Below are 14,514 nucleotides of genomic sequence, written 5' to 3'. Positions count from 1 at the left end.
TCAAAAGTGAACTGCGCTAAATTGTTAGACACATTCTAACAATTAGAAGCGCAGTTTTTTTATGGATAAATATACGGCTAATAAAAAATTAGAAGCTGTTTACGTTATTTAAATGGCAAAGTAAGTTATAGAGAATCGGGAAAATGTACGACGGCAATTGTCAAACAAACTGTCAAAAGTTATTTGATTTTTAATAACGGTAACCGAATATAAGCGAAACGAAACAACCAGTCGCCGATTCATTACCAGCAACGATTGAATGATCTTTTTGATCTCTGTCTTATATAGGAGTTAGTCCCGAATCGATTCATCAGGTCGCTTTGTTATTTTTGTTGCTGCCACTCACTTCGGAGCATGCCATATACAACATGATCCACATAATGATCATAAAGCCATTCTGCTGCTCGTAGGGTGCCCTCTTTCATTAAACCAAGGCGCTCTGGGATTGCGCGACTTTTTTCATTGCCAACAGCAGCACGAATTTCCACTTTATGAAGTTGTAATGTTTCAAAGGCATATTGTAATAGAGCTTTTACAGCTTTGGTCATAATGCCATGCCCCTGTGCACCTTCACTAAGCCAGTAGCCAATCGTGCCGATTTTATTAGTGGGATTAATAGTATTAAAGCCAGCGATGCCGACAATTTCATTTTTAAAGAGAATGACGAGAGAAAGGCTATTATTCGCTTCATACCCCTTGATACAGCCTTCTATATAGGCTTTTGTATCTGCTACTTCCTTTGTATAGTCCAGCCATGGTAGCCATTCCTTTAAATACATTCTTGAAGCATCGGTACATGCAAAAACTGCTTCTGCATCCTCTAGGGTAATTGTACGTAAAGATAAATCATCATTAATGTAAATATCCATCTCATCACCTCATTTCTATTTTAGTGCATCATGCATAAAGCCTTTCATTTCTCGGCTAAGCACTGTCAGCTCTTCGATAATTTCGCTAAAATCTTGTACGAGCTGTGCTTGCTCATTCGTGGCATCATTAATTTGTCCCATATTTTGCTTTAGGTTTTCAAGATTTCTATTAATATTACGTAAGGAGGATTCTATATTTTCGGTAGCACTAGATGTCTCAAAGGACAATTTTCGAACTTCCTGTGCCACAATATTAAAGCCAGCACCATGTTGTCCAGCGCGAGCGGCCTCTATGGATGCATTTAAGCCAAGTAAATTGGTTTGGCGGGAAATGCTTTTAATTAAATCCGTTACGGCATTGGTTTTTTCTGAATCCTCTAGGGCATGCTGTGCCTGCTTATTTATTTCCTCACTAGTCGCCGCTAATTCCTCTGAATGGGAAGCAATTGTATGTACTTTATCCTGTAGGCTATTGACAATATTATCCATAGTACTCATATAATCTTCGAGTTTAAGCTCATTATCTATTGGTAGGCCAAACGCTAAGGCACCTACTACTAAACCATTTTCGCGAATGGGGAATGAAAAAGCATTGATTGCTACGCCGTAAACATCCTTCGGTATAACCACATCTGCATTTTGTCCGTTAAAGGCAATGTAAACATTTTGGTCATTAGCATTTACTTTTTGTCCATCATGATAGCCTGAATCTACACGTTTACCTGCTAAATACTTGATGACTGTTTCACTGTCCTTTTCAATAACAGCTACAATGGCTTCTTGCTTTAATGCAAGGTGAATATAAGGTGCTGCAAGGGCTAAAGCTTCGATAATTTTCATAAAAATTCCTCCAAGTCTAGTCAATGAAAAATGGTTGTGTCATCTGTATTCATTGTGACAATGGTTCTAGATGATTACCTTTACTGTAGCATAATATTTGCCAAGTCAAAATAGTAAATTCCTTTTTATAAATAGCGTTGGAAAGAGAATTGGATTGTTTTTAAATGTCAATTAAATTTTACTTTTTTTAGTGAAAATGACGATGGATTTGTCCATTTTTTGACGGAGAGGTCGTGTGTTTTGCAAAATATTGTATTAAAATAATAGTAGAAATGCTGAAGAGCTGAAGGAGAGAGAGTCATGGAATATATACAAAAGGGCACGAAAGCGTTTCGTAAAGCAAATTGGGCCTTATTTTTGGCAGGCTTTATTACTTTTGCTAACCTCTATATAACACAGCCATTACTGCCGACATTTGCAGATTTGTTTCACGTCTCGCCAGCTGTTGCAAGTTTATCTCTTTCTGTCACTACCTTTGCCTTAGCAGTGAGTTTAATTATTATTAGTTCGTTATCTGAGGCATGGGGAAGAAAATCATTGATGACGATTTCTATTTTTGCAGCCTCTGTATTGACAGTGGCACTTGCGTTTTCACCAAACTTTGAAATAATTTTAGTATTGCGAGTGCTTCAAGGAATCGTTTTTGCAGGTTTACCGGCAATTGCCATGGCTTATTTAGGCGAGGAAATGGAACCAGCAAGCTTAGGGGTTGCCATGGGTCTATACATTAGTGGTAATTCTGTAGGAGGACTTAGTGGACGAGTCATTATTGGGACATTAACGGACCATTATAACTGGCATGTAGGGATGATGGTGCTAGGAGGAATCAGCCTTATTGTCAGTGTGTTGTTTGTCTGGATGCTGCCAAGCTCTAAGCATTTTAGCCCTCGTCCTTTACAATTAAAAGCATTAACTAAAACGCTGTGGCAACATCTGAAGGACCCTTCTATGTTGTGTCTATATGGTATAGGATTTGTTCTGATGGGAAGCTTTATCACACTTTATAACTATATTGGCTTTAAATTAATGGCCCCTCCCTATAATTTGAGCGCGACCATTGTAGGTTGGATATTTATTATATACCTAGTAGGAACAGTAAGCTCAGCTTGGTTTGGTAGTCTAGCCGATCGTTACGGACGCCAACAAATGCTATTACTAGCCATTGCCATCATGTTGGCAGGAGCCGTTGTAACACTCAATGGGCTCCTTACTTTAAAAATTATAGGCATTACGGTGTTTACCTTTGGTTTTTTTGCTGCTCATTCTATCGCAAGTGGCTGGGTGAGTAAACGGGCAACACATGATAAAGCACAAGCATCATCCCTTTATTTATTTTTTTATTATGTTGGTTCGAGTGTTGGTGGGACAGTAGGTGGTGTTTTTTGGGTGAAATATGGCTGGATAGGTGTGGTCGCCATGATTGCTTTATTTTTACTAATTGCTTGCATGTTATCTTTCTTATTGAAGGAATTAATTGCTAAGCAATATGCTACCACCACTCTATAGTATTAAATGATGTGAGGTGTTGTTTTGCAGGAATTACTTTTGTATTTTTTTATTATACTAACAGCTTCCATTTTGCAAACAAGTACGGGGTTTGGTTTTTCTATTATGGCCACCCCTTTTTTATTGTTGCTTTTTTCTCCGCAAGAGGCGATGCAAATAAATATCGTACTGTCCCTTGTTATTTCCTGTTCTCTAATTTGAAGGGTGAGGCATGATATTGATACCGTTTTGCTGAAGAGGATTATAATTGGTAGTGTTGTGGGTGCTCCTTTCGGTAGCATTGTATTTGCCTTAGTTGATGCCACGACATTTAAACTTATAATCGCCATCCTTTTAATAGGCCTTACGTTTTTATTGATGAAAAATTTCTCTATTCAACAAACAAGTGGTAGAGATTATGGCGTTGGTTTAATCTCAGGAATGTTTACAACAAGTATTGGTATGGCAGGACCGCCATTGTTGATGTATTTTGCGAGCACGCATCAAAATAAAGAAACCATTAGAGCTATTTCACTAGCCTATTATATTTTTATCTATCTTATTAGTTTACTATCTCAAGTTACTGTTGAGGGCACAAGTACACTAGTGTGGATTTATAGTCTGTATGCCTTGCCTATTGTTTTCATCGGTTTGATTTTGGGACAAATGTTGTATACTAGGCTCAATCAAAAGCTATTTAGATCATTGATTTATCTTCTTTTAGTAGCAGCAGGTCTGATTTTATTCATACAAAGTATTGGGACGATATGATAAAGAAAAAAGAAGAATGGAAGAGAGTATTTATCTTCCGTCCTTCTTTATAGTTAACCCATAATATTGTAGCCAGCGTCGATGTAAATAGTTTCACCAGTGACACCACGTGATAAGTGAGATAGCATAACAATGGTCATATCAGCTACTTCATCTTGTTGAACATTTCGTTTTAAAGGAGCTGTTTCCTCAATTTTGTGTAAAATTGTATTAAAGGAAGGAACCCCCTTTGCAGCAAGTGTACGAATAGCACCGGCTGAAATAGCATTGACGCGAATATTGTCTTGACCAATATCAGCAGCAAGATAGCGCATAGAAGCCTCTAATGCAGCCTTTGCTACACCCATCACATTGTAGCCATCAAGCACTCGTTCCGCACCTAAGTAACTCATTGTAACGATCGAGCCACCCTCTGTCATATATGGATGAGCGGCTTTTGCTGTTGAAATTAGAGAGTAGGCACTTGTATCTTGTGCAAATGCGTAGCCTTCACGTGTTGTTTCTAGGAAGCGGTTGTGTAAATCTTCGGCGTGAGCAAAAGCTACTGAATGCACAATACCATGAATAATGCCAACCTTTGAGCCAATTTCATCAAATGCTGCTTTTGTACTTTCATCACTATTAACGTCACATTGAACAACAAGAGAATCAGCTTGACCCATATTGTCTAATTGCTTTTGTAATTTTTTCAATGAGCGTTCTTGACGATAAGTGAAAATAACGTTTGCCCCTACATCAAATAAACGTTTTGCAATGCCCCATGCGATACTACGATCATTCGCTACACCCATGACAACAATATTTTTATCTTTTAATTGTAATAAATTATCCATCATTATAAAGAACTCCTTTGTGAGATAATATCTGTTATTAGTACCAACTACTAAAATCTTATCATACATAAAAAAACGTTGCAATAGAGTAGCCGATTATCGGGCAAAAAAAAATTCATCCCTACTATGTGAGAGACGAATGAAATGGCATACTAATTAGCTACATAATCTTCATACATATCTACTGCTTGATAAACAGCACTATTGATAGTGATTCTAAAGCAATTGTGGTTACGAATTGTTTGAGCAAGTATTTTGATGGCTCTTGTTTGGTCTCTATGGAAAGGCGTGTTGTCCGTTTGAAACCCATCATCTAAATATGCGAGAAAATAAGGTTTGTCTTCCTGAGAATTTAATAAATCGGCCGCAGTACTTTTTCCAACCGTCTTATAAACCCATAAATCGATGGCATTTCCTAACTGAAACGCAGCAAAGTATTGTAAATCGTCATTATTACATTGATTTATTTTTTTGAATTATTTGAATTTTTTTGAGCTCTTCCAGCAAAAATGTATTGATAGAGTAGTAGATGGCTTTAGAAGGATTGAGAATCAGTTCATCGGTATGCTGAGATTTAAAAAAAAACCAATTATTTAACACAATGGCCCATGAATCGAGTGTATTCAAACATTTCGCATAAACCTGCGGAAAAATTATTTGCCATTTTGCCGCGAGTTTTTTAAATTGATTGATATGCTCTTTATCGATATGGAATAAACTATGCTCTACTTGTAACTGCTCAAACATCATCATTCCTCCAATAGATTGGTCTGTATAGTATATGATTGATAATCTTGTTGCAAAAGTTAGTAGAATATTTCATCCAAATGAAGAAGGCACCCATTGAAGGATGCCTTTTGGGTGTACATACATATTGAAGACTATTCGAATTTTAATGAGTCACCATCAAAAGTTTCATCTGCTACTTTGATAGAGTCAGTTGGACACCCTTCAAAAGCGTCTTGCATATCTTCTAATAGATCTTCTGGCACTTCAGCAGTTCCCATGTTATCATCTAAAATAACGAAGGCAATACCTTCATCATCATAATCATAAATGTCTGGCGCTGCGGCTCCACATGCGCCACAAGCGATGCATGTATCTTTATCAACTATTGTGTATTTAGCCATTTTTTTCTCTCCTTTAACGATGTTCCTACAAAGCTTCATACTCATTTTAAAGATGTTTATCTTACATTTCAACTTAAATACTATTAAATTGGAGGAATTTGCGTCAATGTTTCATCAAATTCTATTGCAAATCTTTCAAAAACTCAATAAGGAACGGACGATTTCGGCTGCTTATCACGTCTTGAAAGGAAAGCGGTCAGGTCAGACTATTCAAGACATTGGCCTTTTTCAGTTGCATCAATATTTTGGTTTATTACCTAAACTACCACGGACTACCTTTGATGAGGCGGTAACGTTATTTATGCAATATAGTTGGCTAAAAGTGCAGGAATCTGGTCACTTTTACATGGAAAAGCTAGGTTTGCAGCGAGCGCAACAAACCCCGCCATTTTTCTTTGATGGATGGCATTATCGAGGAAATGAGCATGTGTTTTTTGCACGTCTTTCATTAATTGTGCAAAGTTTGTCGTATCAAACTGCAGCTGTTCGTTCTTTCTCACCCATCAGTAGAGATCCTGATATTCAAAATTGGGTGCGATCCTTTTTGCAGAATCATCATTATCTACAAGGTCATTTACAACAGCAATTATTAGATGAATGCACCAGCGTGCTGAAGAATATTCCAGTTTCAGATGGTAGCAAACAGCTTGTCCTTTATCGATTAAGTGGGTATCGTTTGCCTGGTTGGACATGGCAGCAGCTTGCCGATAAACGGAAGGAGTCTGTGCTAGATAGTCAATTAGCTTTTATTGAAACACTACATAAATTATTAAACGAAGTGCAACAAAACAATGATTATCCATTGCTTAAAGAAGTGGCACAAGGAGTAAGAGTGAAAATATTGCTAACCGATTCCGCACAGCAAACAGCACAATTGTATGAACAGGGATATTCAGTTGAACAAATAGTGCAAATAAGAAAACTGAAGCAAAGTACTATTGAAGACCACTTTGTGGAATTAGCGATGTATGAACCGAACTTTTCCATTGGTCCATTCGTCTCATATGAGGAAGCTGAAAAAGTTTGGCAGGCATCAAAGCATTATCAAACGAAAAAATTGAAAATCTTACATGAGGCTTTAAAGGAATTGAGTTATTTTCAATTAAGGCTTGTCCTTGCGAAAGGAGAAGTATAAATGGAACTGGAAGAACTATTGCATAAACATTTTGGTTATTCATCATTTCGACCAGGGCAAAGGGAAGTCATTGAAGCAATACTTCAAGAGAAAGATGTAATGGCCTTATTGCCAACAGGAATGGGAAAATCACTTTGCTATCAGCTACCAGCTTATATTTTAGAAAAGCCAGTGCTGATTGTATCGCCATTGCTTTCATTAATGCAAGATCAGGTAGAGGAATTGAAACGTTTTGGAGAAAAGAGGGTTGTCGCTTTAAATTCTTTTTTATCCATCACAGAAAAAAGATATGTATTACATTATTTAGAACAATACCGTTTCATTTTTACCTCGCCAGAGATGCTACTTCAGCAGCAGGTTCAAGAGAAACTAGCACAGGTAAAATTAGGTTTAATCGTAGTGGACGAGGCACATTGTATATCGCAATGGGGCTATGATTTCCGACCAGATTATTTACGGATAGGTGAGTGGCTATCGAGGCACAATCGATCTCCATTGCTAGCACTATCCGCCACTGCAACAAGGAAGGTCATGCAAGATATTCGAGAAACATTATCGTTAAAGGACCCATTTGAATTTATGTATAATGTTGATCGGCCCAATATTCAATTAGGACGCATTGTTCTGGAGGATAAGGCGGATAAAGCGAGCTGCCTTATGCGACATGTCAAAGCAACTGCTGGCCCAGGTATACTGTATGTTTCCTCACGCAAACGAGCGCAACAGTATAGTGAGGCATTTTTACAAGTAGGTATTCGTACTGCAGCCTATCATGCAGGCTATGGGGCTGAGGATCGCCAATTTATTCAGCAGCAGTTTATTGATGGTGAATTGGACTGGATAGTGGCAACAAATGCTTTTGGTATGGGGATTAATAAACAAGATATTCGTCAGGTCATTCATGAGTCAATGCCTGCTAATATTGCAAATTATATGCAGGAAATTGGTCGAGCAGGTCGAGATGGTGAACCTGCACATGCCATTTTACTCTATTGTGATGGTGATGAAGAGCTGGCGAAGTTCGTTGTGACAGGTGACCTTCCGAGTTCTCAACATGTTGATCGCTATGAGGAGCTTCTTTCTCAGCAAGTACTACCAGCACAGATGTTAAAAAATGGAGAATTAGGAGAGACAGCATTTCGTGTGTTGGACTATTGGATGCAACAAGAAACTAAGGAGCAAGTAAAGGCTCGCCTCAATCAATTAGCCCTAGAAAAATACCGTGCAGTCGATGAAATGTTGAAGATTATACAGACAAAAGACTGTATTCGTGAACATCTTGTCGGGTATTTCGGGCAAAAATTGCAAAAAAAACCGGAAAAGTGTTGTGAAAATTGTGGAATCCATTATGATGAAATCAAGAAAGTACGCTTAACAACAGAGAAAAAAATAGAAATGATTTCGTGGGAACGTCGATTGCAGCTACTATTACTGGGTAATTAGACTAAAACTGACGGTCATTTACTTTTTTCGTAAAATTCGTCATAATAGAGTGACAAAAAGAGTAGTAAGGTTTGGGGGAAAGACAAATGAGTAAAGAAGATTATCGCGATAAAATAGAAGAACATCGTCAATCATTTGAAGATGAACAAAACGAACAGCAAACTTTGTCGAGAGTTTCCAGAATGAATAAAAATGGAGATAAGAAACAAAAGCCTAAAAATCCGAAACGGAAAACACCGTTAATGACGATTCTTTTTGTTATATTTATCCTTATTCCATTAACAATTCTAGTCTATTTTTGGAAGTTTTACGAGCCAGGGAAAACAATAGAGCAAGCTGAGAAAGATTCAGGTGAACAGGTCGTCGAAATGGATTCTTCAGAGGCATCTGCATCTGACAAGGACAAAAATAAAGACAAGGGCGAGCAAGCTGATCAAAAGTCAAACGAACCATCTAAAGAAAATGCTGATAAAGTAGCAGCTGACCAAAAAGCTGCTGAGGCAGCGAAAAAAGCTGAAGAGGCAAAAAAAGCGGAAGAAGCAAGTAAAGCGGAAGAAGCTCGCAAAGCTGAGGAGGCAAGAATAGCTCAGCAACAGGCCGAGGCAGCGAAAAAAGCTGAAGAGGCAAAAAAAGCGGAAGAAGCAAAACAAAATACTAAAGCAAGTACACATACTGTTAAAGCAAATGAGAACTTATTCCGTATTGCATTAAATCATTATGGTGATGGCAGTGAAGCGACTTTAGCTAAAATTCGTGCTGCCAATGGTATGTCTTCAAATACAGTTATGGTTGGGCAAGTAATTAAACTTCCTTAGACAAAAACCATATAATGGTCATATAGTTTAGCTAGTATAAAATAAAGGACAAACGTTCACACCAAAACGTACGTCTGATTTAGTAAAAAGACGATTCTTCATAGGAAACGAATCGTCTTTTTGCTGTCGTAAGGAGAAGTGAGGGAATGCTATATATAGGGCTATTGCTTATCGTAGTGGTCGTCTTTCTGATTTATATGTTGAAGGTGGCACATGAAAACAATGTTTTACATCACCAGCTACTATTAAAGGGAGCGCCGGAAAAACTACGTTTATTTTTTATTTCAGATGTTCATTTACGTAAAATTAATAAAAAAATGATTGCTCAATTAACAGGACATTTTGATGCTGTCATTATTGGTGGAGATTTAGCAGATAATCGCACACCCATTCCACGTATTCATGAGAATTTACAATTATTAACTTCTATTGGACCTACTTATTTTGTATGGGGAAATAATGACAGAGAAGTGGGAGAGGAGAGGCTTAAGAGCATATTGCAGCAGCATCATATTCAAATTATTGTCAATGATGCGGTGCTGTTACCAACGAAAAACCGTTTCTGGCTTAGTGCAATTGAGGATACAACAGTTAAAGAATATAGCTTTGAAAAAGCATTTGAAAAAGTAGAAGAGCATGATCTAGTTGCTTTTATTGCGCATAATCCAGGTGTTTTTGCGAAAGTCCGTGCCAAGTACCGTGCTGATTTAATGATGGGTGGACATTTACATGGAGGACAGATTCGATTTGGTCCATATGGTGTCCATCCTAATGGTTCTTATCGAGAGCGAGATGGTGTTATGACTTTAGTTAGTAATGGCTATGGAACTACATTATTGCCAATGCGACTTGGTGCCAAACCACAATGTCATATCATCGACATTGATATTTCGAGTAAATAAACAAACAAAACTTGCTAGAAGGCGTATAATAAAAAGGTATCGTCTATTTTAATAATGGATGTAAGCAAGGAACAGCAACTATAGCTGTCCATATTCGATTGGAGTGTCAAGAAATGCAGCAAGCAGATGCGATTATTGTTGGAGGAGGCCCATGCGGTTTAGCAGCAGCAATAGCTTTGCAAAATATTGGATTAAAACCCATCGTTATTGAAAAGGGAAATATCGTAAATGCGATTTATCATTACCCTACCCACCAGACTTTTTTTAGTACAAGTGAACGATTAGGGATTGGCGATGTGCCATTTATTATTGAGGGACGTAAGCCCAAACGGAATCAAGCCCTTGTATATTATCGAGAAGTTGTTCGATTAAAAAATATTCAAGTTAACCGCTTTGAAAAAGTGCAAAGTGTTGTGAAAAATAATGGTATGTTTACTGTTACTTCAGATAAGGATAGTTATGAAACGCCTTATGTCATTATTGCAACAGGCTACTATGATCATCCTAATTATTTAAATATCAATGGAGAACAATTACCTAAAGTTTTCCATTATTTTAAAGAGGGACATGAATTTTTTGATACGGATGTTCTTGTCATTGGGGGCAAAAATTCAGCTATAGATGCAGCGTTGGAATTAAATAAGGCTGGTGCTCGTGTTACGGTTGCCTATAGAGGACATGAATATTCTCCAAGTATTAAGCCATGGGTATTACCTGAATTTGAAGGAGTAGTCAAAACAGGAGAAGTTGACATGAATTTTAATACGAATGTGTTAGAAATACGTGAGCATGAAGTAGTCTTAGCAATAGATGGCCATGAAAAGGTGATGAAAAATGATTTTGTCTTTGCTATGACTGGCTATCATCCTGATCACTCCTTTATTAAAGCTATGGGCGTCAATATTGATGAAGAAACGGGTCGCCCTTATTTTACACCAGAAACGATGGAAACAAATGTGGAAGGATTGTTTATCGCAGGCGTCATTGCCGCGGGAAATAACGCCAACGAAATTTTTATTGAAAATGGACGTTTTCATGGGGATTGCATCGCACAAACTATCGCTCAAAGAAAAGGATAAAGGTGAGGCTGTATAGGCATGTAGCTTATACAGCCTTTTAGCAAGGGGGAATATGATTGATTGGTTTGTATTTGCTCTTCAGTTATTTAATAGGAAACTTCATGACAGCATTTTTCGTTGGAAAGATATATGGTGTTAATTTACAGGAAGAACGCAGTAAAAACTTAGGTGCGCGCAATGCGGGAAGCGTCCTTGGCAAGAAGGCCTTTTTTATGACATTTCTAGGTGATACCATGAAAGGTGCACTGGTGGTAAGTTTAGGGCGCTTATGGCATTTAGAAGAATGGGTCATTGTTAGTGGAGCAGCCTGTGTCATTGCAGGGCACTTATATCCATTCTGGCTGAAATGTAAAGGAGGAAAAGGAGTCGCAACTTTTATTGGAGTTGGCCTCGCTCTATCACCAAGCTTGTTTTTATGGATGATTGCAGGTACGGCGGCCGTGCTTATATGCACAAGGAGCTTAACATTAGGCATGGTTGGAGGTTTTATTTTTTATGTTGGCGCTATCATACAATCGGGTCAATTAGAGGCCTATGCACTTTTGATTATTGCAATCGTGTGTATGATCATAAGACATATGTCTAATATTAAGGAGTCATGGAAAAGAGGGAAGTAACGAGATGTATTGGTGTAAAATAGCTCAAACAAATGAAGAGTATGAGGCGATTGCGCGATTAAATTATGAGACATTTGTGGAAGAAATTCCACAGCATGAGCCCAATAAGCAAAGACTAAAAATTGACAGATTCCATCAGGAAAATACATATATAGTAGTGTATAAAAAAACAGAATTAATCGGAATGGTAGCATTTAGAGATCAAAGACCCTTTTCGATGGATGAAAAAATTGGTAAGGTAGAGCAATTTTTACCGGAAGAGATTTGTGGCAAGATTTGTGAAATACGTCTACTTGCTGTGAAAAAAAATTACCGAACTGGGCGAGTCCTATGGAGGCTCACACAAGCTTTAAACACATTTGCCTATGAAAAGGGCTACACCGCAGCCGTAATTTCAGGAACAACGCGTGAAGAAAAGCTCTATAAGCAAATGGGCTTTCAACAATTTGCACCAGCTGTTGGAGCAAAGGATGCACAGTTTTTACCAATGGTGCTTACTAGAGATGTATTTGAGCATGACCTACAACGTAGGCTTGCAAAAGATGACTATACTTTTTATCCTGGACCTGTTAAGCAATTGGAGACAATTGGTTATACCAATTTATCGCATCGTTCGTTAAATTTTAAGGCAATCTATGAACGAGTACAACAACAGCTACTACATTTAGCGAATACTAAGCATGTTGGAATAATCGTTGGAACTGGAACTTTGGCCAATGAAGTGATGCTTGCTCAACTACACGCTCAGCAACTAGGAAAAGGTCTTATTTTAACAAATGGAGAATTTGGTGAACGGTTAAGAAAACAAGCGGTCCGTTGGTCTTTAGATTTTGATGCAGCAGAACAACAATGGGGAACAATTTTTGATTACGAGAAAATAGCATCGTTGCTAAAAAATGGAGCATATCAGTGGATGTTGGTAGTGCATGGGGAAACCTCAACGGGGACTTGCAATGATTTAGAGAGTCTTGGTCATTTGGCAAAGTGTTATAATGTAAAACTTTGTGTAGATAGCATCAGTACGTTTGGGTCTATGCCATTTTCGTTACAGGACTGTTATTTAGCTACCGCAGTGAGTGGGAAAGCAATTGGGGCAATGAGTGGGCTAGCATTTGTATTTTCACAATATTTAGCACAATCCACCACTACATTGCCTGCATACTTGGACTTAGCAAATTACCACCAAGGCGCCATACCCTTTACGCTTCCAGCCGTATTGCTCGGAAATTTAGATGAGTCATTACAAGCCTATCCAGTCCGCTATGCGCAGCTACAGCAACGTTTTGAGGCGCTACTGCAGCTACCATATATGCACTTTCAATTACCAACAACTCAGTACCCAATGCTTATAACGATTCAACTGCCAGACACACTCTCAAACTTACACATCGATTTAGCCTTAAATGGACTTTTGGCTCATGGTGATAGCCCATATTTACGCCAAAGAGGATTCCTTCAATTCGCTGTCATTCAGCCCGATTTCGAAGACGCCCTTGTACGTCTTCATGAAGTGCTGCACTATTATGAACAAATAACCGAGGCATAAGCAAGTGCTCCATATGAATACATTGATTCTACAGGAAAAAATCCTTTAAATTTAAAGGTCTTCCAGTTGTGTTCAGTCCAATTAATAATTTTAATCGTGCCTTTTGACCATTGATACCCGTGGCAAATATTGCACCTAAGTCTTCCAGCATTTTACCGCCACCAACATATCCATAGACACCTTCTGCGATACCATTAAAGCAGCGGGAAACAAGGATTACAGGGATATTGCGTTGGATCAAGCTCTCAATGCCTTTTACAACAGAAGGAGGGACATTTCCTTGTCCTAATCCTTCAAGCACCACACCTTCATATTTACATGCGAGCACGACATCAAGTAAATCTTCTTCCATACCAGCATAAACCTTTAGCATAGCTACGCGTTTAGATAAACTATTAACGTCTACATATTGACGACGAATTGGCGCATGATGGAACAAAATACGTGATTTTGTAATAAGCCCGATTGGTCCATATTGTGGGGATTGGAAAGTATTGACTGAACTTGTGCTCGTTTTCGTTGTATTGACGGCAAGATGTACCTCATCATTCATAACAACTAGAACGCCTTTGTCCCGAGCTTCATCATCGACTGCTACTCGGATTGCCTCCATCAAATTATAAATGCCATCTGCTCCAAGCTCATTGGATGAGCGCATCGCACCTGTTAGTACGATGGGGATGGCTAAATTTGTTGTCAGCTCTAAGAAATAGGCAGTTTCTTCTAATGTATCTGTACCATGCGTAATAACAACACCGTCGATTTGCTGGGCTGTAGTTTGCTCCATAATCAAGTTGCGTAATAGAAGCATTTCTGTTGGCGTGATATGTGGAGAAGGTAGGTTAAAAGCTTCTATTTCAATAATGGTCGCCAATGAATTAAGTTTATTACTCTCTTTCATGAGAGGGTTTTCTTTGTTGGGCATAACTGCTCCCTCAGCACTCATCGCCATGGAGATTGTGCCGCCAGTATGAATTAATAAAATTGTTTTTTTCATGAAAAATAAAATCTCCTTTTAAAAAGTTTTTTTGTCATTACATGGTATAATA

The 14,514-nt window shown here is 38.2% G+C and carries 14 protein-coding genes and 1 pseudogene; 9 read left to right on the top strand and 6 right to left on the bottom strand.

Annotated features, from left to right (window positions below; genetic code table 11):
* Positions 1 to 323: 323 nt before the first annotated feature.
* Entirely contained in the window at positions 324 to 869 is a 546-nt protein-coding gene (locus tag ACP3VS_RS15890; RefSeq protein ID WP_099806161.1) for a GNAT family N-acetyltransferase, read from the bottom strand.
* A 15-nt stretch (positions 870 to 884) separates the two neighbouring features.
* Complete coding sequence (locus ACP3VS_RS15885) at positions 885 to 1,709, bottom strand: methyl-accepting chemotaxis protein (RefSeq protein WP_012293588.1); 825 nt, start codon at positions 1,707 to 1,709, stop codon at positions 885 to 887.
* A 300-nt stretch (positions 1,710 to 2,009) separates the two neighbouring features.
* Between ACP3VS_RS15885 and ACP3VS_RS15880 the strand changes: the two genes are divergently transcribed.
* Both ACP3VS_RS15880 and ACP3VS_RS15875 read left to right on the top strand, forming a co-directional pair.
* Positions 2,010 to 3,215: an MFS transporter gene (locus ACP3VS_RS15880; RefSeq protein ID WP_426389193.1), complete on the top strand. Its 1,206-nt coding sequence runs from the start codon at positions 2,010 to 2,012 to the stop codon at positions 3,213 to 3,215.
* A gap of 24 nt (positions 3,216 to 3,239) precedes the next feature.
* Positions 3,240 to 3,965, top strand: a pseudogene (locus ACP3VS_RS15875) (sulfite exporter TauE/SafE family protein).
* Positions 3,966 to 4,018: 53 nt separating this feature from the next.
* Here the strand turns inward: ACP3VS_RS15875 and ACP3VS_RS15870 are convergent.
* The 3 genes from ACP3VS_RS15870 to ACP3VS_RS15860 form a co-directional block, all read right to left on the bottom strand.
* Positions 4,019 to 4,801, bottom strand: coding sequence for an enoyl-ACP reductase FabI (locus ACP3VS_RS15870; RefSeq protein ID WP_012293591.1), 783 nt, complete (start codon positions 4,799 to 4,801; stop codon positions 4,019 to 4,021).
* 450 nt (positions 4,802 to 5,251) lie between these two features.
* A complete protein-coding gene (locus ACP3VS_RS15865) occupies positions 5,252 to 5,545 on the bottom strand; it encodes a hypothetical protein (RefSeq protein ID WP_426389191.1) in 294 nt (97 codons plus the stop codon).
* Positions 5,546 to 5,679: 134 nt separating this feature from the next.
* Positions 5,680 to 5,928, bottom strand: a complete 249-nt coding sequence (locus ACP3VS_RS15860) for a ferredoxin (RefSeq protein WP_004232564.1) — start codon at positions 5,926 to 5,928, stop codon at positions 5,680 to 5,682.
* Positions 5,929 to 6,034: 106 nt separating this feature from the next.
* Here ACP3VS_RS15860 and ACP3VS_RS15855 point away from each other — a divergent pair, with 106 nt between their 5' ends.
* The 7 genes from ACP3VS_RS15855 (at position 6,035) to ACP3VS_RS15825 (ending at position 13,465) form a co-directional block, all read left to right on the top strand.
* Positions 6,035 to 7,063, top strand: a complete 1,029-nt coding sequence (locus ACP3VS_RS15855) for a helix-turn-helix domain-containing protein (RefSeq protein WP_036161145.1) — start codon at positions 6,035 to 6,037, stop codon at positions 7,061 to 7,063.
* Complete coding sequence (locus ACP3VS_RS15850) at positions 7,064 to 8,506, top strand: RecQ family ATP-dependent DNA helicase (RefSeq protein WP_426389188.1); 1,443 nt, start codon at positions 7,064 to 7,066, stop codon at positions 8,504 to 8,506.
* Positions 8,507 to 8,592: 86 nt separating this feature from the next.
* Positions 8,593 to 9,321 carry a LysM peptidoglycan-binding domain-containing protein gene (locus tag ACP3VS_RS15845; protein ID WP_036161149.1) on the top strand — a complete coding sequence of 243 codons (729 nt, stop codon included), beginning with the start codon at positions 8,593 to 8,595 and terminating at the stop codon, positions 9,319 to 9,321.
* 146 nt (positions 9,322 to 9,467) lie between these two features.
* Positions 9,468 to 10,223 carry a metallophosphoesterase gene (locus ACP3VS_RS15840; protein WP_197223757.1) on the top strand — a complete coding sequence of 252 codons (756 nt, stop codon included), beginning with the start codon at positions 9,468 to 9,470 and terminating at the stop codon, positions 10,221 to 10,223.
* 113 nt (positions 10,224 to 10,336) lie between these two features.
* Positions 10,337 to 11,302: a YpdA family putative bacillithiol disulfide reductase gene (locus ACP3VS_RS15835; protein ID WP_012293597.1), complete on the top strand. Its 966-nt coding sequence runs from the start codon at positions 10,337 to 10,339 to the stop codon at positions 11,300 to 11,302.
* 56 nt (positions 11,303 to 11,358) lie between these two features.
* On the top strand, positions 11,359 to 11,919 hold the full coding sequence (locus tag ACP3VS_RS15830) for a glycerol-3-phosphate acyltransferase (protein ID WP_031417958.1): 561 nt from the start codon (positions 11,359 to 11,361) through the stop codon (positions 11,917 to 11,919).
* A gap of 4 nt (positions 11,920 to 11,923) precedes the next feature.
* Positions 11,924 to 13,465 carry an aminotransferase class V-fold PLP-dependent enzyme gene (locus tag ACP3VS_RS15825; RefSeq protein ID WP_426389186.1) on the top strand — a complete coding sequence of 514 codons (1,542 nt, stop codon included), beginning with the start codon at positions 11,924 to 11,926 and terminating at the stop codon, positions 13,463 to 13,465.
* 28 nt (positions 13,466 to 13,493) lie between these two features.
* Here the strand turns inward: ACP3VS_RS15825 and ACP3VS_RS15820 are convergent, their stop codons facing one another.
* Positions 13,494 to 14,462: an asparaginase gene (locus ACP3VS_RS15820; RefSeq protein WP_198695167.1), complete on the bottom strand. Its 969-nt coding sequence runs from the start codon at positions 14,460 to 14,462 to the stop codon at positions 13,494 to 13,496.
* Between the last annotated feature and the right edge of the window lie 52 nt (positions 14,463 to 14,514).

The sequence above is a fragment of the Lysinibacillus sp. VIII_CA genome, from assembly GCF_049943995.1.
GTDB lineage: Bacteria > Bacillota > Bacilli > Bacillales_A > Planococcaceae > Lysinibacillus > Lysinibacillus pinottii.
This window is presented reverse-complemented; position numbering and strand designations above follow the sequence as displayed.